The sequence below is a fragment of the Micromonospora sp. NPDC048909 genome, assembly GCF_040649635.1.
GTDB lineage: Bacteria > Actinomycetota > Actinomycetes > Mycobacteriales > Micromonosporaceae > Micromonospora.
In genome coordinates this window covers 19,802-40,983 of record NZ_JBEZFU010000006.1, presented here as the reverse complement: position 1 = coordinate 40,983, position 21,182 = coordinate 19,802, and the positions used below count along the sequence as shown (strand labels likewise).

The window sequence follows — 21,182 nt, the reverse complement described above, 5'->3', positions numbered from 1 at the left end:
TATTTTGGGACATCCGATGGAGGGGCCCGTGAACGACGCGCTCCGGGTGGCGCTCAGCGACACCGGGCACACGATCGAATCGCTCGCCGAACGAGTCGGCGTCGACCCGAAGACGGTCGGACGGTGGTTGACCGAGGGCCGCATCCCGCACGCCCGGCACCGGCTGTCGGCGGCGGAGGAGCTTCGCCGGGACGTCGCGGACATCTGGCCGGACACTTCGAGACGTCGTGACCCCATCTGGTTCCGGCCGTGGCAGGAGATCGAGCGCGAGGCGGTGTCGCTGCGGTCGTACGAGTCGGTCGTCCTACCCGGGCTGTTGCAGACCGAGGCGTACGCCCGCGCCGTGCTCGGCGAAGCCGGGCTGATCCCCCGTGGCGACGTCGAGCGGCACCTGATCCAGCGACTCAACCGGCAGGGCATCCTCAAGCAGGACGACCCGCCGCAGCTCACCGCCGTGGTCGACGAGGCGGTGCTGCGCCGGCCGGTCGGCGGCCCGGCCACCATGCGCGAGCAGCTGCACGCCCTGGTGGCGGCCTGCGCCGAGCCGCACGTCCGGGTGCACGTGGTGCCGGCCACGGTCGGCGCGTACGCCGGGCTGAACGGACCGTTCGTGATCGCCACCGCGCGGGACCACCGGATCGCCGGCTACTTGGACAACCAGCTCCAGGGACATTTGGTTAGCGACCCGAGCGACATCGCGGCCATGATGGCAGCGTGGGAGAACGTGCGCGGCGAGGCGCTCTCCCGCCGACAATCTCTCGACCTCATCTCAGAAGTGGCGGAGACATGGAGCTGAACGGCGCAAGGTGGCGCAAGAGCAGCCGCAGCAGCGGCAACGGCGGCAACTGCGTCGAGGTCGCCGACAACCTGCCCGGCGTGATCGGCGTACGCGACTCGAAGGACCCGACCGGGCCGGCGCTGATCTTCGCACCGGCGGCCTGGCACGCGTTCGTCGCGAAGCTGCCCGAGCAGCGCTGACCGAGCCCGGCCGAACACGACCCCGGCCGAGCGCCCGATCCGTCGTACACATGTTCCATCCACAGGCTGTGGATGCCGGAGGTTGCCGATGAGTTACCAGCTCAGCGCGGTGGTCGCGGATGCTGAACTGCTCCGCGAGCAGACCGCGGAGCTGGATCACGCGGTCCTCGGCGAGCTGCGGCAGGACTTCGCGCTGCTGCCGGTCACCCCGCAACTGATCGAGGAGCTGACCGGCGAGCTGCCGGACTTCCGCGTCGACCCTCCGGACGCCGGCCGTCCGTTCCACCTGGTGCTCGCGCCGGCCCTGACCGACGTGCTGGCTGGCTGGTCGCAGCGGGGGCCGCTCGGCTACCTGGAGGCGGAGTTCTTCGGCGGCCTCGGATATCAGTCGGCGGTGCTCTGGTTGGGCGGCACGGTTTCCTGGGGGCCGCGATTCGACGGCACGCTGGAGGCACCCCGGGCGCAGTGGCCGATCAACGCGGCGCTGGTCGAGCTGGGCGTCGAACCCGGGACGTGGATCGACCCGTTCGCCGAGCTGGGGCTGCACCTGGAGCGGAACACCGACGGTTGGCTGGCACACGGGCGGCGGCGGCTCAGCGCCGACTACTGGGACGACCTTGCCGAGCAGTGGGAAAGTCAGGAATCCGGCAAATAGCAGCAACCTGGACGCCCCCGTCCCGTTAGGACCCCCGGGGGAAGCCATGAAATTGCGCCAATTTGCCCTTATCGCAGGGCTGCTGACAGCTGCCGTCATCTCCGGCAGCGCACCGAACGGACCAACCTTCGCTCCACAGGGGCCGGTACGCACCGGCAGCGTGGAGGTGCTCGACCTGAACGGCCTGCGCAACGTCGCATTCGGCGACACCGAGGCCGAGTTGACCCGGAGGGGCGTGCTGCGCTCGGACGTCGACGCCTGCGGCCCGCTGCTCACCGGGCACGAGACGGTCAGCCCGGTCTTCGTCGACGACCGGCTGGTGCTGCTCTGGGCCGGCGACCCGATGCAGACCCCGGAGGGGGTGACCATCGGCACCCCGGTCACCGAGGTCTGGTTCCGATATCCCTCCGTCACCACGCTGCACGCGCCACGCGGGACGTACCGCTTCGACGGCCTGCTGGCCCGGCGCGGCGACCGCGGCTACCTCTTCCTCCATGATGGACAGACGGTGCGCAACGTCATCGCGGGCTACGCGGAGTGGGCCCGGCAACTCTTCGTCGAAGGCGCCGGCCCCTGCTGAACCGGCGCACGGGCCACCGGCAGCCGTCAGGTCGGGTCCGGGTCGCGGGGAGCGCGTAGGGCGCCGATCGCCAGCAGCGCCGGCCCGGCGAGCGCCACCGCCGCGCCCACCACCGCGGACCGGTCCGCCCAGCGGTCCGACGGGACGGCGACACCGACGGAGAGGAAGGCGTCGCCGCTGTCGTCGGCGAACCGTTGCCAGGCCGCCCAGGTATCGGCGAGGTCGGTGAAGGCAGTGCCCGCCGTCACCGCCAGCAGCAGCACTCCGAGCGACACGAGCGCGAACCGGTCGGCACGCCAGCCCGACAGGACCACCATGCCGGCCACGATCAGGGTGGCCAGCAGCGCGGGCCACGCGACACCGAGCAGGCCGGGCAGCGGGGCGTCGTCAACCCGGTCCCAAGCGTCCGCACCGACCACCGCGAGCAGCAGCACCGCGACGACGACCCGGGCCAGCAGCGCACGCCTCGACCGGTGCCGGGCGGGCAGGGCGAACACCGCGAACGCGAGACAGAGCACGCCGAGCAGCAGCCCCACCGCGGCGATCCGCTCCCGGTCGATCCCCCGCCGCCACTGGTCCATCAACACCGGCCCCAGCTCCGCCGACCCCACGTCCGGCCCGCTGCCGTCGAGCGGCGCGTAGAACGGCTCCAGCCAGCCGTTCCCCGCTGGCTGCTCGGGGAGCCACCACAGTTGGATGGCCATGGCCAGGGCGAAGAACCCGATGCCGGCCGCCAGCGCGGTACGCACCCGAGGCGACACCCGGCCGGCCAGGAGCACGTACCCGAGGAAGGCGACCGCTGCGACGAGGCTGGACTGAAGGGCGGCCCGCGACTCGGAGAAGAGCGTGGCCAGGACCGAGAACGCGCCCGCCACGGCGGACACCAGCAGCAGGACACGCGGAGGGCGCACGGCCGGTGATCGTGCCACAACCCGGGCCGGCACGGGTTCCCGACAGAGGGCCCCGTCGATGCCCCGAGCCGGTCCGGCGGCGGTACTACGCTCGGCTGCGTGAGCTCTCCCGTCGACCCGGTCGATCGTCCGCTGTGGCGGGACCGCAACTTTGGCACCTACTGGCTCGCGCAGTCGCTCTCCGCCGTCGGCGACTCGTTCGCCTACATCGCGATGCCGCTGCTCGTGCTCCACGCGACCGGGTCGGTCGCGCAGATGGGTCTGCTCACCGCCGTGGCCGGGGTCGCGTCCGTCGGCGCGGGGGTCTTCGGCGGCGTCCTGGTCGACCGGTACGACCGGCGCACCCTGATGATCACCGCGGACCTGGCCCGGCTGGTCCTCTACGGCCTGGTGCCGCTGGCCTGGCTCGCCGGCCCGCAGGTCTGGCTGATCTTCGTGGTCCTGCCGATCTGCGAAGCGGCCGGGATGCTGTTCCAGGTCGCCGCGGTGACCGCGGTCCGGAACCTGGTCGACCGGGACCGGATCACCGAGGCCAACGGTCGGTTGCAGGCGACGTACGCGGCGGCAGCCGTGGGCGGTCCGCTGCTCGCCGGCGTGGTCTCCGCGCGGTTCGGCCCCACCGCGGCCGTCGCGATCAACGCGGCCAGCTTCGCCCTGTCGGCGGCCGGCCTCTGGCTGGTCCGGCTCCGGCGGCCGGCCCGCGACGACACAACGGTCGGCGAGGGCGTGCCGCGGCGGGAGCGGCCGCTGGCCGAGTTCCTGGCCGGGGCGCGTTTCCTCTGGCGTCAGCCGGTGCTGCGCTCGTTGACCGTCCTGCTCTCGGTCTTCATCTTCCTGACGTTCGGTTTCACCGACGTGCTCATCTATCACGTGAAGCACGACCTCGGCGGCTCCGACGGCACGGCCGGCACCGTGCTCGGGTTGGCCGCGCTCGGCACCATCGCCGGTGCCCTGCTGGCAGCGCCGCTACGGCGTCGTCGCGGCTTCGGCGTCACCTGGGTCGGCGCGATCTCGCTCTGCGGCCTCGCCCTCGTCGGCATCGGGGTCGCGGGGACGGTCCCCGCCGTCACGGTGCTGACCGCGGTCTACCTCTGTGGCGTCAGCGTCGGCGGGATCTGCTCGATGTCGCTGCGTCAGGAGATCACCCCCGATCACCTGCTGGGGCGGGTGACGTCCGCCTTCTGGAGCACGCACTACTCGCTCGGCCCGGCCGGTGCGGCGGCGCTGACCTGGGCCACCAGCCGCTTCGGCGTCACCGCCGTCGCCCTCGTCGCCGGTGGCGGGTGCCTGCTGATCGCGATCGCCGGGCTGTTCACCCCGATCCGGGGCGCCGGGTCGGAGGGGGCCGTGCAACAGGCTCGGGTGGCGGTTACGGCAGGGGCGAGGCGGCGGTGAGCGCCGAGCCGCGGAGTCGGACGGCGTCCTGGCTCGGTGGTGTGCCGAACTGGCGGCGATACTCGCGGCTGAACTGTGACGCGCTGTCGTAGCCGACCCGGTGCCCCACGCCGGTGACGTCGTTGGGGTGGGTGGCGAGCAGGAGCCGGGCCTCCTGGAGCCGGATCTGCTTCTGGAACTGGATCGGGCTCATCGCGGTGACCGCTTGGAAGTTTCGGTAGAAGGCGGAGACGCTCATGCCGGAGAGCTGGGCCACCTCCTCCACCCGGAACGACTGCCGGTAGTGGTCGCGGATCCACCGGACCGCCCGGGCGACGTGGGCGAGGCTGCTGTCGGCGAGGCCGAGCTGGCGGACGACGGCGCCCTGCTCGCCGGTGATGAGCCGCCAGAGGATCTCCCGTTTGATCAGCGGCGCCAGCACGGCGATGTCGCGGGGCCGGTCGAGCAGGCGCAGCAGCCGGATCGCCGCGTCGAGCAGCTCGTCGGGGGCGTCGCTGACGGCAATGCCCGAGGGGACACCGCCGGTGGCGGGTGGCAGGTCTCCGGGGGCCGCCTGTAGCAGCAGCTCCGCGACGGCGGCCGGTTGCAGCGTGAGCCCGAACCCGAGCGCCGGCCGGTCGGGGCTGGCCTCGGTGAAGTGGCCGGTGACCGGAAGGTCGACCGACGCGATGAGGTACTGCCCGGCGCGGTACTCGTAGACCCGGTCGCCCAGCGCGAGCCGTTTCGCGCCCTGCGCGATGAGCGCCAGCACCGTGCCGGACATCGAGGCCGACGGCGGGTCGGACTGCTCGACCTTGGCGATCAGGACGTCGTCGATGGCGGTGGTCCCGTCGGGGCGGACGTGGCGGGCGAGCAGGGCGCGCAGCTCGTCGAGGGGCATGAGGCCCATTGAAGCACTCGGCCTGCATTCTCACCATGGAGAGGATCAGGCAAGAGGTGGAGAGCATCGTTCTACCGATTGAGCAGCCCACGCGGGTTTGATTGGAGAGTCAAATCCCAAGGAGCAAACAGCAGCTCCAGAAATGGACAGGTGGGCACATCATGCGGGTCGCAGTCGTCACCGGGGCCAGTTCCGGCATCGGGCAGAGCGCAGCCATCCAGCTCGCCAAGCGCGGCACCGGGGTGATCCTCACCTACGGCGCCAACCAGTCCGGTGCGCTGGACACGGTGGCGAGCATCGAGAAGGAGGGCGGCACCGCCGTGGCGCTGCCGTTGGACGTGGGTAGGAGCGAGACCTTCCCCGCCTTCCGCGACTCGGTCGTCGCGGCGCTGCGCGGCACCTGGCAGCGCGACACCTTCGACTTCCTGGCCAACAACGCCGGCTTCGCCCAGATGTCGATGTTCGAGGACACCACCGAGGAGCTGTTCGACAGGTTCTTCCGGGTCCTGCTCAAGGGGCCGTACTTCCTGACCCAGACCCTTCTGCCGCTGCTGGCCGACGGCGGCGCCATCGTCAACGTCGCCAGCAACTCGGCGATGGAGTCCGGCCTGGAGCCGGGCTACTCCGGGTACGCCACGATGAAGGGCGGCCTGATGGTGCTGACCCGGTACATGGCCAAGGAGTTCAGCCCGCGCGGCATCCGGGTCAACTCCGTCGCCCCCGGCTCCACCCGGACCCGGCTCGCCGACAACGCCTTCGAGCGGTTCCCCGAGGTGATCCCGGCGCTGGCCGCGAAGACCGCCCTCGGCCGGGTGGGCGAGCCCGACGACATCGGCATGGTGATCGCGACCCTGCTCGGCGAGGAGGGCCGCTGGATCACCGCCCAGAACATCGAGGTCGCCGGCGGCTACAACCTCTGACGGCAGGTAGGCGCAACGCCCGGCCGATCCCCTGGATCGACCGGGCGTTGTCACGCGTCGGGGCGGCGGCCGTACCCGGCGTGGTGTCCGCCCCACTGATCCCGAACGTGAAGATCGCTACAGGGGGGACAATGGAACGGACGAGGGAGGTTGGCGATGGGCGACAAACGAGGGCACGCTGACCGGTCGAAGGACGAGGAGTTCGAGGAGCAGCGGCACGCCAGGTTCGGCAAGCTGCCGGACCGCGTTGTGCCAGAGGACCTGGTCGAGACGACGGACACGGATCCCCCGCGCGACGAGCCGCCGGAGCCCCCGGTGCGCCGGGAGTGGGTGTAAAGCGGAACGCCCGGACGATCCGTGAGGATCGACCGGGCGTTCTCGCTGTTCACGAGCGGTGGCGGCGGGATTTGAACCCGCGGAGGGCGTAAACCCTCACACGCTTTCGAGGCGTGCTCCTTAGGCCACTCGGACACGCCACCGCCGAGTAGGCTACAGGACCGCTGGTTCCGATGCCGAACCGGTATCGCTCGGCCGCGCCTGGCAGGATCTTTGCCATGAGTACGCACATCGGCGCGAAGCCGGGCGAGATCGCCGAGCGGGTCCTGATGCCGGGCGACCCGCTGCGGGCCAAGTGGATCGCGGAGACCTACCTCGAGGACGCCACGTGCTACTCGACGGTCCGGGGCATGTTGGGCTTCACCGGCCGCTGGAAGGGGGTCGACGTCTCGGTCCAGGGCTCCGGCATGGGCATGCCGTCGGCCTCGATCTACGCCCACGAGCTGATCAACGAGTACGGCGTGAAGTCGCTGATCCGGGTCGGTTCGTGCGGCGCGCTGCGCGAGGACCTCCAGCTGCGGGACGTCATCGCGGCGATCGGGTCGTCGACCGACTCGAACATGAACCGGATGCGCTTCGACGGGCTGATCGACTACGCCCCGGTCGCCGACTTCGGGCTGCTGCGGACCGCCGTGGAGGTGGCCGAGCGGCAGGGCATCACCATGCACGTCGGCCCGATCCTGGCCGCGGACGCCTTCTACACCGACCGGCCGGACCTCTACGACACCCTCGCCGACTACGGCGTGCTGGCCGTCGAGATGGAGTCCGCCGCGCTCTACACGATCGCGGCCCGCTACAAGGCGCGCGCGCTGACCGTGTTGACGGTCAGCGACCACATCAAGACCGGCGAGAAGACCACCTCCGCCGAGCGCGAGCAGACCTTCGGCCAGATGGTGGAGATCGCGCTCGACACGATCATCGCCTGACCCTTCGTCGTACCCGCGCCGCCCCGCCGTCCGCCCGGACGGCGGGGCGATGTGCCGTCCGGGCTCGGGGTGGTGACGACGGTCACGGCAGAAAACAATACGACCGGTCGTGCTGGTTTAGTACGGTGAGGAACATGACCGTCGACGGACGTCTCGCCCGGGGTGAGCGCACGCGCAACGCCGCGCTCGACGCGGCCGTGGTGCTCGCCACCGAGGTCGGCCTTGACGGGCTCAGCCTCGCCCAGCTCGCCGACACCCTCGGGGTGAGCAAGTCCGGGCTCTTCGCCCACTGGCGATCCAAGGAGGCGCTGCAGCTCGCCGCGATCGACCGTGCGGTGGCGCTGTGGCAGGAGCGGATCGCCGCGCCGGCGCTGCTCGCCCCGCGCGGCGTACGGCGGCTGCGGGCTCTGCACGAGGCCCGGCTCGACTTCTACGCCGCCCGGATCCTGCCCGGTGGCTGCTTCTTCGCCAACACCCAGTTCGAGTTCAACGCCCGGCCCGGCCCGGTGCGGGACCGGCTGGCCGAGGTCTACGGCCAGTGGGCCGCGTTCCTCGAACGCCTCATCCAGCAGGCGGTCGACGCCGGCGAACTCCCCGCCGACCTGGACATCGCGCAACTGGCGTACGAGATCGACGCGCTCGGGATGGCCGCCGCGATGCACTCCCGGCTGCTCGACCCGGACGCCGCCTACCGGCACGCCCGGGCCGGTCTGCTGCACCGCCTGCGGCGGCTCTGCCCCGACCCGAACCTCCTACCGGAAGGCCCCTCATGACCCACGCCGTCGCCGACCAGCCCACCGTCGAGTTCGGGCACGTCGAGCACGTCACGGTGCACTTCGACGACCTCGACGCGATGGGCATCCTGCACAACGCCCGCTACGCGGTGCTGCTGGAACGCGCGCTGACGCCGTACTGGACCGAGCGGGGGTTGGCCTACCGGGGCAGCGCCACCCCGCCCGACCTGTTCCACGCGGTCCGCGAGTTCACCATCACCTACCGCGCCCCGATCGCCGCCACCGGCCCGGTGGCCGTGCACTTCTGGCTCGAACACTTCGGCACCAGCAGCGCCGAGTACGCCTTCGAGTTCCGCTCCGTCGACGGCGGCACCCTGCACGCCGAGGGGCGGCGGGCCATCGTCCGCCTCGACCCGGCGACGCTGCGGCCCGCCCCCTGGACCGACGCCGCCCGGGCGGTCGCCGTCACCCTGCTCCGCCCGGCCGCCACCCCCGCCTGACGCGGTTCGGGTGCGTCTGTCGCCGCCCGAGCGACGACAGACGCACCCGAAGCCAGCCCTGAGCCGGCTCAGCCGAGCGCCTCGGTGGGGGCGAGCCGGGCCGCGCGCACGGCCGGGTAGAGGCCGGCGAGACCGCCGATCAGCAGGGTCGCCCCGACACCGCCGGCCATCGCCCAGACCGGCACCACCGTCGGCCACTGCCGCCAGAGGGCGTACCCGGTGGTGACCAGGATGCCGAGCAGCACCCCGCCCGCGCCGCCGAGCGCCGAGAGCAGCAGCGACTCGGCCAGGAACTGCACCCGGACCTGCCCCCGGGTGGCGCCCAGCGAGCGCCGCAACCCGATCTCGGCCCGCCGCTCCAGCACCGAGATGACCATCGTGTTCGCCACCCCGACCCCGCCGACCAGCAGCGCCACCGCGCCCAACCCGAGCAGCAGCCCGGTGAACGCCTCGTCGGTGGCCGCCGCAGCGGCCAGCGCGTCCGACGGTCGGGAGACCTGCACCTCGTTCGGCGCCTCCGGGTTGGCGGTCGCGCCGAGCACCGCGCGGACCGCCTCCACCGAGGCCTCCCGCGACCGGGTGTAGACGGTGGTCGGGTGCTCGTCGAAGTTGAGGTACGCCGCCGCGGCCGGCCAGCCGACCAGCGCCGAGCTGTCCAGCTCCGGCGCGAGCGGGGCCGGGGCGAGGATGCCGAGCACGGTGAACCAGCGATCGCCCAGGTACACCTGCACGTCCGGTCCGGCCGCGCCGAGCCCCAGCCGGCGAGCGGCGGCGTCGCCCAGCACCACGGCGGGATACCGCTCGGTGGCCCCGTTCAGCCAACTGCCGCTGCGTACCGTCGCGCCGACCGTGTCGAGCAGCCCGAGCTGGGCGGCCCGGGTGGCGATGCCGCCCGTCTCGCCGGACGGGATGCGGTCGCTGCGGTAGACCGGGGTGTCCGGCACCTGGCCGGTGGCGGCGACGCCGGTCACCGGCCCGATCCGGTCGATCATCGCCACCGACTCGACCGGGAGCTTCGCCTGGTCACCGAAGAGCGTGTTGCCGGGCGCCACGGTCAGCAGGTTGGTACCGAGCCGGTCCAGCGTGCGGTCCAGGTCGGCGCGGGACGACGAGGAGATGCCGACCACCGCGACCATCGCCGCGATGCCGATCGCGATGCCCAGCGCGGAGAGGAACGCCCGCAGCGGCCGGGTGCGCAGCCCCACCCCGCCGACCCGGAACACGTCGCCCGGGCCGAGCCGGGCCGGCGCCGGTCGCGGCCGGAGGTCCACCGCCATCAGCGCACCCCCGCCATCAACGGCGCCGCCGGGTCGGAGACCACTCGACCGTCGCGCATCCGCACCTGCCGCGGCAGCCCGTCGGCGATCTCCCGGTCGTGCGTGATCACCACGACCGTGGTGCCGGTCGCGTGCAGGTCACGCAGCAGGGCGAGCACCGCGGCGCCGGCCACCGAGTCGAGGTTGCCGGTCGGCTCGTCGGCGAGCAGCACGGCCGGCTCCCCGACCACCGCCCGGGCCACCGCGACCCGCTGCCGCTCGCCGCCGGAGAGCTCGTGCGGCCGGTGGGTCAGCCGGTGGCCCAGCCCGACCCGGTCCAGCGCGGCCTCCGCGCGCCGCCGCCGCTCCCGTCGGGGTACGCCGGCGTAGAGCAGCCCGTCGGCCACGTTGTCCAGCACCGGCGTGCCGGCGGCCAGGTGGAACTGCTGGAAGACGAAGCCGATCCGGCGGGCCCGCAGCGCGGAGAGCTGCCGGTCCGGCAGGGTCGCCACGTCGTACCCGTCGATGCGTACCCGGCCGGCGGAGGGGCGGTCCAACGTGCCGATCAGGTGCAGCATCGTCGACTTGCCGGAACCGGACGGACCGACGATCGCCAGCAGCTCGCCGTACCCGATCCGCAGCGAGACCTCGCGCAGCGCGGCGACCCCGCCCGGGTACGTCCGGCTCACCTCCTCCAGCACCACGGCGTCGCCGGTCACGCCGGCACCCCCACCGTCAGGCCCTCGGCGAGGTCCGGTCCGCTGACCTCGACCCGACCGGCGGCGAAGAGGCCGGTGGTCACCGCGACGATCCGGCTCCGGCCGCCGTCGACCACCTCGACGCCGTAGCCGCCCTCGGCGAGCGCGAGCAGCGCCGCCACCGGCACGGTGAGCACGTCGGGGCGTTCGGCGGCGGTGAAGGTGACCTCCACACTCGCCTGGTCGTAATCGGCGAGCTTCGCCGGGTCGGTCACCGAGACGGTGACCTCGATCTTCGTCTCGGCCTCGGTGGACTGCCCTGCCGCGCCGGTCGAACCGGCCTCGATCACCGTCTGCACCGACTCGACCTTCCCCGCGACCGGGTCGCCGTCCGGCAGCGCGACGCTCACCGCGCCGCCCTCCTTCGCCAACCGCTGGTCGTCCACGTCCAGCTCCACGGTGACCAGCCGGCTGGTGCCGGTGTACGCGAGCACCGCCTGGCCGGGCTGCGCCGCGTCGCCGGTCGCCGCCTGGTGGCTCTCCACCCGCACCGCCCCGTCGGCGTAGACGATCCGGCCCGGCTCGACCCGGCCGGTCTCGGGCAGCCCGAGGTCCTCCTGCCAGTCCCGGACGGCGTCGGCGGTGCTCCCGGTGTACTCGTCGTCGACGGTGAAGCCGTCGTGGCCGAGCGCTCGCAGGTTCCGCTCGAACTGCGCCACGTCCGCCCCCTCGACGCCCGGTTCCAGCACCCGGTACGCGGGCAGCGAGCCGTAGAACAGCAGCACCGGGGCGTTGTCGACCGCGTACAACCGCCCGCCCCGCTTCACCACCGTGCCGGTCTCCGGCAGCGCGGTGATCGTTCCGCTCAGCCGCGCGGTCGCCGAGCGGGTGGTGCCGTAGCCCAGCTCTCCGTCCACGTTCTGCGCGTCGGTCAACGTCTGCCGGGTGACCGTGGCGGTGGCCGGTGGGGTGGTGCCGGCGGCGGCCGTACCCCGGTCGGTGCCGCCGAAGCCCACCGCGGCCACGACGCCCGCGGCGGCCGCGACCACGACGGCCCCGGTCAGCGCGACCGTGCGGAACCGGATACGGCGAGCCCTCACCGGGTGGCTCCGGCGATCTTCGGCGCGTACTGCCGGCACTTCTCCATTGCGGCCTTCACCTTCGGGTCCTTGATGTTCACCACGTCGAGCCGGAGCTGGAGGCCGCCGTCGGCCGACGGGTCCGGGAACTCCGGCACGCCGTTCTCCCGCATGCAGGTGGCGAGCTTGCGCAGCCGCTCCACCTGCTCCGGGTCGAGCTTCAGCTTCTCCCCGCCGTTGGGCAGGTGCTGCCGGCAGCTCTCCATCGCCGCCTGCACCTTCTGCGGGTCGGTGTCCTTGCCGAACCGGAACAGCTGTCCACCGCCGGGCTCCGGGTCCGGCACCTCGACCCCGTGCTCCCGCATGCACTCGCTGAACTTCAGCCGCCGCTCGTCGTCGCTGAGCTGGGCCGCGGGGCTGGCGGACACGGCTTGCGCCCCGCCACCGCCGGCGGTGGCCACCGCCGGCTCGTCGCCCGACCCGCCGCAGCCGGTCACGGCCAACGCGAGCAGCAGCGGCAGCGCGAACAGTCCTCGTCGCATCGCACGCTTCCTCTCCCGGCCCGGCGGGACCGCCGGGCCTTTCCGGTACCGCCCGACGGGACCGCCGGGCGGGACACCGGCGGGACCGACGGCGTCCCGGCCAGTCCACGACAAGGGGCGTATCCCGGGCGTAACCGCCGACGTTTACGGCGGCGTTATCCGGGCCCGGGGCACCATGGGCGGGTGAGAGTGCTGGTGGTCGAGGACGAGGGCCTGCTCGCCGAGAGCATCGCCGAGTGGCTGCGGCGGGAGGCGTTCGCGGTGGATGTCGCGTACGACGGCGACGCGGCGCTGGAACGGCTCGGCGTCAACGACTACGACGTGGTGGTCCTGGACCGCGACCTGCCGGTGGTGCACGGCGACGAGGTGTGCCGGGCGATCGTGGACAGCGGCGGGGAGACGCGGGTGCTGATGCTCACCGCCGCGGCGGCCGTCCGGGAACGGGTGGCCGGTCTGGCGCTCGGCGCCGACGACTACCTGACCAAGCCGTTCGCCCTGGTGGAGCTCTCCGCCCGGGTGCACGCGCTGAGCCGGCGGACCCGGCGGGCGGCGCCGCCCACCCTGGCCCGGGCCGGCATCCTGGTCGACCCGGCTCGCCGCGAGGTGCACCGGGACGGCCGGTACGTGCCGCTGTCCCGCAAGGAGTTCGCCGTGCTGGTCGAGCTGCTGCGCGCCGACGGCGCGGTGGTCTCGGCGGAGGAGCTGCTGGAACGTGCCTGGGACGAGCACATCGACCCGTTCACCAACGTGGTCCGGGTCACCGTGATGAAGCTGCGCCGCAAGCTGGGCGAGCCGCAGGTGGTCGAGACCGTGCCCGGTGTGGGATACCGGATACCGTGAAGCGCTTCTCGCTGCGGGCCCGGCTCACCGTCATCTACGGCAGCCTCTTCCTGATCGCCGGGCTGGTCCTGCTCGCGGTCACCTACGTGCTGGTCGACCAGCGCACGGCGCAGCCGTTCGGGGTGGCGTTGCGCGACGTCAAGCCGATCGTCCCGGCGGCGGACACGAAGTTCTCCGGCAACCAGGCCGAGCAGCTGCGCCTCATCATCAACAAGGCGCAGGACGAGGCGCGTGACCAGACGCTCTACTCCCTGCTCACCCAGGGCGGGATCGCGCTCGCCCTGGTCTCCGTGGTGGCCATCGCGTTCGGCTGGCTGATCGCCGGCCGGGCGCTGCAACCGCTGCACCAGATCACCGGGACGGCCCGGCGGATCGCCGGCGCCGACGTGGCCGGCCGCGGCCTGCACGAACGGATCTCGCTGCCCGGGCCGCCCGACGAGGTACGCGAACTGGCCGACACCTTCGACGAGATGATCGAGCGGCTGGACCGCTCCTTCGACGGGCAGCGCCGGTTCGTCGCGAACGCCTCGCACGAGCTGCGTACGCCGCTGGCGCTGAACCGGTCGCTGATCGAGCTGGCGGTCACCCGACCCGGCGCCTCGGAGGACGTACGCCGACTCGGCGAGTCGCTGCTGGCGGTGAACGAGCGGCACGAACGGCTGATCGACGGGCTGCTCACCCTGGCCGATTCGGAGAACGAGCTGACCGCCCGATCCCGGGTGGACCTGGCCGACCTGGCCGACCACGTGCTCGACCAGGCCGCCTCGGGCGACGGCGGCCCGGCGGTGACCCGGGAGCTGGGGCCGGCTCTGGTCTCCGGCGACCCGGTGCTGCTGGAGCGGCTCACCACCAACCTGGTGGAGAACGCGCTGCGGCACAACGTCCGGTCCGGCGGGTGGGTCCGGGTGAGCACCGGTCTGCGCGACGGTCGCGCGACGCTGACCGTCAGCAACACCGGCCCGGCGGTGCCCGGCTACGACGTGGAGGCCATCTTCGAGCCGTTCCGCCGGCTCTCCGGCGAGCGGATCGGCGGCGGGCGCGGCTTCGGCCTGGGGCTCTCCATCGTCCGCGCGGTCGCCCGGGCGCACGGCGGCACGGTGACCGCCCAGCCGCGCGACGGCGGCGGGCTGGAGGTCACGGTCAGCCTGCCGCCGGCCTGATCTGACTGCTGCCCGCGGCGGTCGCCCCTGGAATCAGCGGAAGAAGGCGCGGAGCAGGGCGGCGCTCTCGTTCTCCAGCACCCCGGCGTAGACCTCGGGGCGGTGGTTCAGCCGCCGATCCCGCAGCACGTCCCAGAGCGACCCCACCGCGCCGGTCTTCGGCTCCCAGGCGCCGAAGACCACGGTCGACACCCGGGCCAGCACCAGCGCGCCGGCGCACATGGTGCACGGCTCCAGGGTGACCACCAGGGTGCAGTCGTCCAGCCGCCACCGGCCGAGCCGTTCGGCGCCCCGGCGCAGCGCCAGCACCTCGGCGTGCGCCGTCGGGTCGCCGGTCAACTCCCGTTCGTTGCGGCCGATCGCCAGCTCGGTCCCGTCCGGGCCGTAGAGCACCGCACCGACCGGGATGTCCTCGACGGCGGTGTCGCTCGCGGCCGACGCCGGGCCGGTCACCGCGACCTCCAGGGCCCGGCGCATCCACAGCTCGTGCCGCTGCCGGCGGCCCAGCTCGCCCAGGTCGGCCAGCCCCTCGTCGGCGCCCGGGCCGACCCGCCCGATCCGGCCGGGCGTCGGTTGGCCGGGCCGGACGGTCTCCAGCGCCGGATCGGTCGCGTCGGCCGGCTCGGACCCGTGCGGTAGGAGCGGTTCGCCACCCACCGGCTCAGACCTCACGCAGCTCTTCGACCTCGTCGACGCAGCCCAGCACCAGGCAGATCTCGGCGGTCACGTCCGCCGGCAGCATGCCCTCCTGGGCACAGAGGTTCAGCAGCTTCTGCGCCGGGATGCCCAGGTCCGCGAGGAGGTCGGCGTCACCGACCGGGTCGGCCTCCGGGTCGACGGCGGGCTGTTCGTTCTCCTCGTCGCCACTCGTCGCCGGCCGGGGCTCCTCGGTGTCGTCCAGCCCGGTGACCGAGGTCTTCAGGTCACCCACCAGCAGCGCACCCAGCCGGGACTCCTCAGCGTACGCCGAGTCGGAGCCGAAGATCCGCAGGTCCTCACCCTCGTCGAGGCGCAGGATCACCAGGTACGTGTCGTCGGCCTCGACGAAGAGCAGCGACAGGTCGGCCTCCTGGTCGACGTCCCGCAGCCGGTCGGCGACCTCGTCGATGTCGCCGGCACCCCGCAGGTTCACCTCGGCTGCCGTCCAGCCGCTCTCATCGCGCACCACGGCAGCAGCGAAGTACGACACGGTCCCCCCAAATTGCCTCGGCACAGCTCGCCGACTCGTTACGCGTGCACGTTAGCCCGTCGGGTCGGCAGGCGACCGGTCAACGCCCCGAAGGCCCGGCCATTCCTACCAAACTCACCGACGGTCAGCTGGCGATCCGTCGGCGGGTGGCGATCAGCTGCCGGAGCTGCGCACTGCGGGCCCGCTGCGGCCGCTCGCGCTGGCGTACCGCGCGGGCCCCGGCCAACTCAGCGAGGAGTTGCAGGCGGCGGCGGCTGCGCTCGGGATCCTGCCGCGGAGTGGTCCAGGCCATAGTGCCGAGAGTGCCGAGTCGGAACGCCCACGTCAAGATGGGCTTCGCTGCGCAGCCGACCCGCCACGCGACGCAGTCACCAGAGCGGCCAGTCGGCGCTGGTGGCCCAGCGCACCGCGACGATCGCGGCGGCGATGCTCCACCCGCCGGCGGTGACGATCGCGACGCCGGTGGCCACTCCCCGGTCGCCGTGGCGGACCAGCAGGAGCGCGGCCAGCCAGGCCAGCAACCCGGCGACCACCGTCCACCACGCGTAGCTCGCCACGTCGGTGCCGAGCAGCCCGAACAGCAGCAGCCAGGCGGCGGCGGCACCGCCGCCCACGGCGACCCCGGCCCCGGTGACCGGATGCGGTTCGCGGAACGTCGGCCGGGTCGGCGGCCCGGCCGGAAACAGCCCCGAGGGGGTACGCGACGCGGGGTGCATCTCGGCACCCGGGGTCGACGGGAAGTACGGCCGGTCGGTCGTCACCGTCGCCTCCCCTCAACCGGACCACTCGTCCCCACCGTACCGACTCTGCCAGGATGACCGGATGCCCTCGCCGACGATCGGACGCCGCGCGTACCCGGTTCCGCTGCTGCTCGTCATGGTGCTCGCCGCCGGCTGCGCCACCACCCGGCCGGGGGTTCCGACGGGGCCCGCGCCGACCCCACCCGGCGTCTGGGCGAGCGCCGAGCAGCCGGCGTCGACGCCCAGCCCGGCCGGGCCGACCGCCCCCGCGCCGACCAGTGCCGCGCCGGCGACCTCCGCCCGCGCCGATCTCCGCCACGTCTTCCCGGTCCGGGCGGGAAACGTCGACTACCACCCGACACACTCCGGCTACCCGGGCACGGACATCTTCGCCGACTGTGGAGAGCCGGTCGTCGCCGTCACCGACGGGAAGATCCTGGAGGTCAGCCGGGTCGACCGGTTCGACAAGCGGGGGCCGCTCGGGCCGTACAACGGGGGGCTCTCGGTGGCGCTGCTCGGCGACGACGGGGTGCGCTACTACGGCTCGCACCTGAGCGAGATCGCCGGCGGCGTCGACGGCGGCGTCCGGGTGCGGGCCGGACAGAAGCTGGGCGAGGTGGGCCGGACCGGCAACGCCAACAACGTCTGCCACCTGCATTTCGGCATCTCGCCGCCGTGCACCGGCAAGGACGGCTGGTGGATCCGGCGCGGGGTGATCTGGCCGGCCCGCTACCTGGACTCCTGGCGGCGGGGCGGCAACCGGGCGCCCGCCACCGAGGTCGCCACCTGGCAGCGCAAACACGGCTGCCCCAAGGCTCCCTGACGACCGGCGCAGCGGCTAGGTTCGGTGGGATGAAGGCTCGGGACCCCATCGCCGACCTCAGGCGGATCGCGTTCATGCTGGAGCGGGCGAACGAGGCGACCTACCGGGTGCGGGCGTTCCGCTCCGCGGCCAAGGCACTCGCCGGCCTGCCGACCGCCGAGCTGACCGCGCGAGCGGCCGCCGGCACCCTCACCGACCTGGCCGGGGTCGGCGACGTCACCGCCCGCTGCGTGGCGGAGTCACTGGCCGGCGAGGAACCGGTCTACCTGCGCCGGCTGCTCGCCACCGAGGGCAGCGACCTGGACGCCGAGGCGACCGCGTTGCGGACCGCGCTTCGCGGTGACTGCCACACGCACTCCGACTGGTCCGACGGCGGCTCGCCGATCGAGGAGATGGCGCTGGCCGCGGTGGAGCTGGGGCACGAGTACGTGGTGCTGACCGACCACTCGCCCCGGTTGACGGTGGCCCGCGGGCTGACCGCGGCCCGGCTGCGCCGCCAGCTCGACCACGTCGAGCAGGTGAACGCGGCGCTGCCCGAGGGGTTCCGGATCCTCACCGGCATCGAGGTGGACATCCTCGCCGACGGTTCGCTCGACCAGGACGAGGAGCTGCTGGCCCGGCTCGATGTGGTGGTCGGCTCGGTACACAGCGGGCTGAGCGACGAACGGTCGAAGATGACCCGGCGGATGCTGGCCGCGATCGCCAACCCGCACCTGGACATCCTCGGGCACTGCACCGGCCGGATGGTGTCGTCCCGGCCGGCCGGGGTCACCGGGCCGGGCGACCGTGGGCATCGGGCGCGGACGCGCAAGGAGAGCGACTTCGACGCGGACGCGGTCTTCGCGGCCTGCGCCGAGCACGACGTCGCCGTGGAAATCAACTCGCGGCCGGAGCGGCAGGACCCGCCGAAGCGGCTGATCCGCCGCGCCCTGGAGGCCGGCTGCCGCTTCGCCATCAGCACTGACGCGCACGCCCCGGGCCAGCTGGACTGGCAGCGGTTCGGCTGCGAACGGGCGGCCCTTTGCGGGGTGACCGCCGACCAGGTGGTGAACACCTGGTCGGCGGCGGAACTGCTCGACTGGGTCGGCAAGCGCTCCTGACGGTCAGCGTTGGCTGGCCGGCTCGACGGCGGGAACGGCGGGCGCGCCGAGACCGACCGGCGTCGCCGGGCCCCGCCGCCGGATCAGGCCCTGGGAGACCGCGACGCCGAAGAGCACGATCAGCGCACCGACGGGCTGGTGCCAGTTCAGCCGCTCGTCGAGCGCCAGCGCACCGATCAGCACCGCGAAGACCGGGATCAGGTAGGTCACGGTGGAGGCGGTGCTCGCCCCGGCGACCCGGATGTTGCGCATGTTGATGACGAAGGCCAGGCCGGTGCCGAGCGCGCCGAGCGCGAGCACGCTGCCGAGCACCTCGACCGACAGCTCGGTCGGCAGCGGGGGCGCCCCGGCCACCAGCGGGGTGACGATCGCCAGCTGCGCGGCGGCGATCAGCAGCTGGGCCGCCGAGAGCGAGACGCCGGAGTAGGCGCTGCCGGCGACGAACCGCTTCTGGTACGGGATGGCCAGGCCGTAGCAGGCGGCCGCGCCGAAGCACATCAGCTGCCCGGTGAAGTGCGCCCCGCCGATGCCCTCCCAGACGCCGAGCACCACCAGCACGCCGGCGAAACCGAGCCCGAGCCCGATCGCCCGGCGCGAGGTGAGCCGCTCGGTACGGAAGACCAGCACCGCGAGCGGCAGGACGATCAGCGGCGTGGTGGCGTTCCAGATGCCGGCGAGCATCGACTCGACGCGCTGCTCGCCGTAGCCGAAGAGGGTGAACGGGATCGCGACGCCGAACGCGGCGACCACCGTGAGGTGCGCCCACACCCGGGGCTCGCGAGGCAGTCGGTCGCGGAGCACGGCGAGCACCACCAGCAGGGTCAGCGCCCCCGCGGTGACCCGGTAGAGGGTGAGCTGCAGCGGGTGCAGCTCCTCGACCCCGACCTTGATGAACAGGAAGCTGGAACCCCAGATCGCGGCCAGCGCGATGAACCCGGGCAGCCAGCTCCGCAGCGCCGGCCGGTCAGGGGTGATGTCGGCAATCACCCCTGACACTCTGCCCCAGGGGTACGACGAAGTCCCGCGCTTTTCGGACGCAGTGCCGAACGCCACGGGATTTGCACCTGCGCACCTGAACACGGCAAACACGGTCGACATCGGCCTGGGCCGGTCACGTAGGGTCGCAGCGTGGGACGAATCGACGAACTCGCGAACCGCTACGTCGCCGAGTGGGCGCCGCTGAGCCCGACCGGCGCCACCTATGTCGGCATCGCCGGCTACGACGACCAGCTCGACGACCTGTCGCCCGACGGCTACGCGGCCCGGGCCGACCTGACCCGCCGCACGCTGGCCGACCTCGACGTGACCGAGCCGGAGACCGAGCCGGAACGGACCGCCAAGGAGGCCATGCAGGAGCGGCTCGGCCTCGACCTCGCCCGCTACGAGGCGGGTGAGGCGACCAGCGAGGTCAACGTGATCTCCAGCGGGCTGCACGAGATCCGCATGGTCTTCGACCTGATGCCCACCGAGGGTGCGGACGCCCAGGCGAACGTCGCGACCCGGCTGAACGGCTTCGCCGCCGCGCTCGAGGGCTACAAGACCACGCTGCGCGAGGCGGCCGCCGCCGGGCACATCAGCTCGAAGGTGCAGCTGGTCGAGGTGGCCAAGCAGTGCGACATCTGGGTCGACCCGAACGGCGACAACTTCTTCCACGGCCTGGTCGAGCGGCTCGGCGCGGACGGCACGCTCGCCGCCGAGCTGCGCCGGGGCGCGGCGGCGGCCACCGCGGCGACCGCCGAGTTCGGCCAGTTCCTCCGCACCGAGCTGGCCCCGAAGGGGCGGGACAAGCAGGCCGCCGGCCGGGAGCGCTACGAGCTGGCCTCGCAGTACTTCCTCGGCGCCAAGATCGACCTCGACGAGACGTACGCCTGGGGCTTCGCGGAGCTGGCCCGCCTGGAGAGCGAGATGCGGGCGGTGGCCGCGCGGATCGTCGGTGCGGGCGCCAGTGTCGACGACGCCGTGGGAGCGCTGGACGCCGACCCGGCCCGGACCATCCAGGGCAAGGAGGCGTTCCGCGACTGGATGCAGGCGCTGGCCGACAAGGCGATCAGCGAGCTGCACGGCACCCACTTCGACATCCCGGAGCAGGTCCGCCGGATCGAGTGCTGCCTCGCCCCGACCAGCGACGGGGCCATCTACTACACCGGGCCGAGCGAGGACTTCTCCCGCCCGGGGCGGATGTGGTGGGCGGTGCCGCAGGGCATCACCGACTTCTCCACCTGGCGCGAGGTGACCACCGTCTTCCACGAGGGCGTGCCGGGTCACCACCTCCAGGTCGCGCAGACCGCGGTCCGGGCCGACCTGCTCAACCGCTGGCAGCGACTGCTCTGCTGGGTCTCCGGCCACGGTGAGGGCTGGGCGCTCTACTCCGAGCGGCTGATGGACGAGCTGGGCTACCTGGAGGATCCGGGCGACAAGCTCGGCATGCTCGACGGGCAGGCGATGCGGGCGGCCCGGGTGATCGTCGACATCGGCATGCACCTGGAGCTGGAGATCCCCCGCGACAACCCGTTCGGCTTCCACCCGGGCGAGCGGTGGACGCCGGAGCTGGGCTGGGAGTTCATGCGGGCGCACTGCCGGGTGCCCGACGAGAACCTGCGCTTCGAGCTGAACCGCTACCTGGGCTGGCCGGGGCAGGCGCCGTCCTACAAGGTCGGCGAGCGGATCTGGTTGCAGGCCCGGGACGAGGCGAAGGCCCGCAAGGGCGCCGACTTCGACCTCCGGGAGTTCCACCGGCAGGCGCTCGACCTCGGCGCGCTCGGGCTCGACCCGCTGCGCCGGGCGCTCGCCCGACTCTGACGGACCGGTGGACCGCAGGCGGCAGGCGGCAGGCGGGCAACTGCTCACGAGCGTGATGACTCTGCGGCATATTGATACCGCAGAGTCATCACGCTGATCGGCGTCCGGTGCCCGCCGGGCGGCCCACCCGAAACCCGACCC

General features: G+C 72.9%; 26 protein-coding genes and 1 tRNA gene. 15 read left to right on the top strand and 12 right to left on the bottom strand.

Annotation, left to right across the window (positions count from 1 at the left end):
• Nucleotides 1–28: 28 nt before the first annotated feature.
• The 4 genes from AB0C04_RS17785 (at nt 29) to AB0C04_RS17770 (ending at nt 2,213) form a co-directional block, all read left to right on the top strand.
• Nucleotides 29–796 carry a helix-turn-helix transcriptional regulator gene (locus AB0C04_RS17785; protein ID WP_357055405.1) on the top strand — a complete coding sequence of 256 codons (768 nt, stop codon included), beginning with the start codon at nt 29–31 and terminating at the stop codon, nt 794–796.
• Nucleotides 787–978 (top strand): DUF397 domain-containing protein, encoded by a 192-nt coding sequence (locus AB0C04_RS17780; RefSeq protein ID WP_357055402.1) that lies wholly within the window; start codon nt 787–789, stop codon nt 976–978. The genes AB0C04_RS17785 and AB0C04_RS17780 overlap by 10 nt, the downstream gene beginning before the upstream one ends.
• A gap of 88 nt (nt 979–1,066) precedes the next feature.
• Nucleotides 1,067–1,633, top strand: coding sequence for a hypothetical protein (locus tag AB0C04_RS17775; RefSeq protein ID WP_357055399.1), 567 nt, complete (start codon nt 1,067–1,069; stop codon nt 1,631–1,633).
• A gap of 46 nt (nt 1,634–1,679) precedes the next feature.
• Nucleotides 1,680–2,213 carry a hypothetical protein gene (locus AB0C04_RS17770; protein ID WP_357055396.1) on the top strand — a complete coding sequence of 178 codons (534 nt, stop codon included), beginning with the start codon at nt 1,680–1,682 and terminating at the stop codon, nt 2,211–2,213.
• A gap of 26 nt (nt 2,214–2,239) precedes the next feature.
• Here AB0C04_RS17770 and AB0C04_RS17765 read toward each other — a convergent pair whose 3' ends face one another.
• Nucleotides 2,240–3,124 (bottom strand): hypothetical protein, encoded by an 885-nt coding sequence (locus AB0C04_RS17765; RefSeq protein ID WP_357055393.1) that lies wholly within the window; start codon nt 3,122–3,124, stop codon nt 2,240–2,242.
• A gap of 99 nt (nt 3,125–3,223) precedes the next feature.
• On the opposite strand from AB0C04_RS17765, the gene AB0C04_RS17760 reads away from it, so the two are divergent.
• Nucleotides 3,224–4,519 (top strand): MFS transporter, encoded by a 1,296-nt coding sequence (locus AB0C04_RS17760; protein WP_357055390.1) that lies wholly within the window; start codon nt 3,224–3,226, stop codon nt 4,517–4,519.
• Here AB0C04_RS17760 and AB0C04_RS17755 read toward each other — a convergent pair.
• Nucleotides 4,494–5,399 carry an AraC family transcriptional regulator gene (locus AB0C04_RS17755; protein WP_357055388.1) on the bottom strand — a complete coding sequence of 302 codons (906 nt, stop codon included), beginning with the start codon at nt 5,397–5,399 and terminating at the stop codon, nt 4,494–4,496. The two genes, AB0C04_RS17760 and AB0C04_RS17755, sit on opposite strands and share 26 nt — an antisense overlap.
• Before the next feature lie 161 nt (nt 5,400–5,560).
• Between AB0C04_RS17755 and AB0C04_RS17750 the strand changes: the two genes are divergently transcribed.
• Together AB0C04_RS17750 and AB0C04_RS17745 are read left to right on the top strand one after the other, a co-directional pair.
• Nucleotides 5,561–6,319: an SDR family oxidoreductase gene (locus AB0C04_RS17750; RefSeq protein WP_357055385.1), complete on the top strand. Its 759-nt coding sequence runs from the start codon at nt 5,561–5,563 to the stop codon at nt 6,317–6,319.
• Nucleotides 6,320–6,475: 156 nt separating this feature from the next.
• Nucleotides 6,476–6,655, top strand: a complete 180-nt coding sequence (locus tag AB0C04_RS17745; protein WP_357055382.1) for a hypothetical protein — start codon at nt 6,476–6,478, stop codon at nt 6,653–6,655.
• Between the two features lie 56 nt (nt 6,656–6,711).
• Here the strand turns inward: AB0C04_RS17745 and AB0C04_RS17740 are convergent.
• Nucleotides 6,712–6,798 (bottom strand) — tRNA-Ser (locus AB0C04_RS17740).
• Between the two features lie 75 nt (nt 6,799–6,873).
• On the opposite strand from AB0C04_RS17740, the gene deoD reads away from it, so the two are divergent.
• From deoD to AB0C04_RS17725, 3 genes are all read left to right on the top strand, one after another.
• Complete coding sequence (gene deoD, locus AB0C04_RS17735; protein WP_357055379.1) at nt 6,874–7,581, top strand: purine-nucleoside phosphorylase; 708 nt, start codon at nt 6,874–6,876, stop codon at nt 7,579–7,581.
• Nucleotides 7,582–7,715: 134 nt separating this feature from the next.
• Nucleotides 7,716–8,354 (top strand): TetR/AcrR family transcriptional regulator, encoded by a 639-nt coding sequence (locus AB0C04_RS17730; protein WP_357055376.1) that lies wholly within the window; start codon nt 7,716–7,718, stop codon nt 8,352–8,354.
• Complete coding sequence (locus AB0C04_RS17725; protein ID WP_357055373.1) at nt 8,351–8,815, top strand: thioesterase family protein; 465 nt, start codon at nt 8,351–8,353, stop codon at nt 8,813–8,815. The genes AB0C04_RS17730 and AB0C04_RS17725 overlap by 4 nt, the downstream gene beginning before the upstream one ends.
• Nucleotides 8,816–8,883: 68 nt before the next feature.
• Here AB0C04_RS17725 and AB0C04_RS17720 read toward each other — a convergent pair whose 3' ends face one another.
• Genes AB0C04_RS17720 through AB0C04_RS17705 form a run of 4 tightly spaced genes read right to left on the bottom strand, consistent with a single transcriptional unit; the run spans nt 8,884 to nt 12,390 of the window.
• On the bottom strand, nt 8,884–10,092 hold the full coding sequence (locus AB0C04_RS17720; RefSeq protein ID WP_357055370.1) for an ABC transporter permease: 1,209 nt from the start codon (nt 10,090–10,092) through the stop codon (nt 8,884–8,886).
• Complete coding sequence (locus AB0C04_RS17715; protein WP_357055367.1) at nt 10,092–10,790, bottom strand: ABC transporter ATP-binding protein; 699 nt, start codon at nt 10,788–10,790, stop codon at nt 10,092–10,094. Before AB0C04_RS17715 ends, AB0C04_RS17720 begins: the two co-directional genes overlap by 1 nt.
• Nucleotides 10,787–11,869, bottom strand: coding sequence for a peptidoglycan-binding protein (locus tag AB0C04_RS17710; RefSeq protein WP_357055364.1), 1,083 nt, complete (start codon nt 11,867–11,869; stop codon nt 10,787–10,789). Before AB0C04_RS17710 ends, AB0C04_RS17715 begins: the two co-directional genes overlap by 4 nt.
• Entirely contained in the window at nt 11,866–12,390 is a 525-nt protein-coding gene (locus tag AB0C04_RS17705; protein ID WP_357055361.1) for a hypothetical protein, read from the bottom strand. The genes AB0C04_RS17710 and AB0C04_RS17705 overlap by 4 nt, the downstream gene beginning before the upstream one ends.
• Nucleotides 12,391–12,573: 183 nt before the next feature.
• Here AB0C04_RS17705 and AB0C04_RS17700 point away from each other — a divergent pair, with 183 nt between their 5' ends.
• Together AB0C04_RS17700 and AB0C04_RS17695 are read left to right on the top strand one after the other, a co-directional pair.
• Nucleotides 12,574–13,230, top strand: coding sequence for a response regulator transcription factor (locus AB0C04_RS17700; RefSeq protein WP_357055359.1), 657 nt, complete (start codon nt 12,574–12,576; stop codon nt 13,228–13,230).
• Entirely contained in the window at nt 13,227–14,390 is a 1,164-nt protein-coding gene (locus tag AB0C04_RS17695) for an ATP-binding protein (protein ID WP_357055356.1), read from the top strand. The genes AB0C04_RS17700 and AB0C04_RS17695 overlap by 4 nt, the downstream gene beginning before the upstream one ends.
• Before the next feature lie 33 nt (nt 14,391–14,423).
• Here AB0C04_RS17695 and AB0C04_RS17690 read toward each other — a convergent pair whose 3' ends face one another.
• From AB0C04_RS17690 to AB0C04_RS17675, 4 genes are all read right to left on the bottom strand, one after another.
• On the bottom strand, nt 14,424–14,867 hold the full coding sequence (locus AB0C04_RS17690; protein WP_357056516.1) for a nucleoside deaminase: 444 nt from the start codon (nt 14,865–14,867) through the stop codon (nt 14,424–14,426).
• A 184-nt stretch (nt 14,868–15,051) separates the two neighbouring features.
• Nucleotides 15,052–15,579, bottom strand: a complete 528-nt coding sequence (locus tag AB0C04_RS17685; RefSeq protein WP_357055353.1) for a tRNA adenosine deaminase-associated protein — start codon at nt 15,577–15,579, stop codon at nt 15,052–15,054.
• A 124-nt stretch (nt 15,580–15,703) separates the two neighbouring features.
• Complete coding sequence (locus AB0C04_RS17680) at nt 15,704–15,871, bottom strand: hypothetical protein (RefSeq protein ID WP_350873648.1); 168 nt, start codon at nt 15,869–15,871, stop codon at nt 15,704–15,706.
• Between the two features lie 76 nt (nt 15,872–15,947).
• On the bottom strand, nt 15,948–16,295 hold the full coding sequence (locus AB0C04_RS17675) for a hypothetical protein (protein WP_357056513.1): 348 nt from the start codon (nt 16,293–16,295) through the stop codon (nt 15,948–15,950).
• Between the two features lie 106 nt (nt 16,296–16,401).
• Between AB0C04_RS17675 and AB0C04_RS17670 the strand changes: the two genes are divergently transcribed.
• Both AB0C04_RS17670 and AB0C04_RS17665 read left to right on the top strand, forming a co-directional pair.
• Nucleotides 16,402–17,142, top strand: coding sequence for a M23 family metallopeptidase (locus tag AB0C04_RS17670; RefSeq protein WP_357055349.1), 741 nt, complete (start codon nt 16,402–16,404; stop codon nt 17,140–17,142).
• 29 nt (nt 17,143–17,171) lie between these two features.
• Entirely contained in the window at nt 17,172–18,242 is a 1,071-nt protein-coding gene (locus tag AB0C04_RS17665) for a PHP domain-containing protein (protein ID WP_357055346.1), read from the top strand.
• 3 nt (nt 18,243–18,245) lie between these two features.
• Here AB0C04_RS17665 and AB0C04_RS17660 read toward each other — a convergent pair whose 3' ends face one another.
• Nucleotides 18,246–19,229, bottom strand: coding sequence for a DMT family transporter (locus AB0C04_RS17660; RefSeq protein WP_357055343.1), 984 nt, complete (start codon nt 19,227–19,229; stop codon nt 18,246–18,248).
• Between the two features lie 141 nt (nt 19,230–19,370).
• On the opposite strand from AB0C04_RS17660, the gene AB0C04_RS17655 reads away from it, so the two are divergent.
• Nucleotides 19,371–21,041 (top strand): DUF885 domain-containing protein, encoded by a 1,671-nt coding sequence (locus AB0C04_RS17655; protein ID WP_357055341.1) that lies wholly within the window; start codon nt 19,371–19,373, stop codon nt 21,039–21,041.
• Nucleotides 21,042–21,182: the final 141 nt, after the last annotated feature.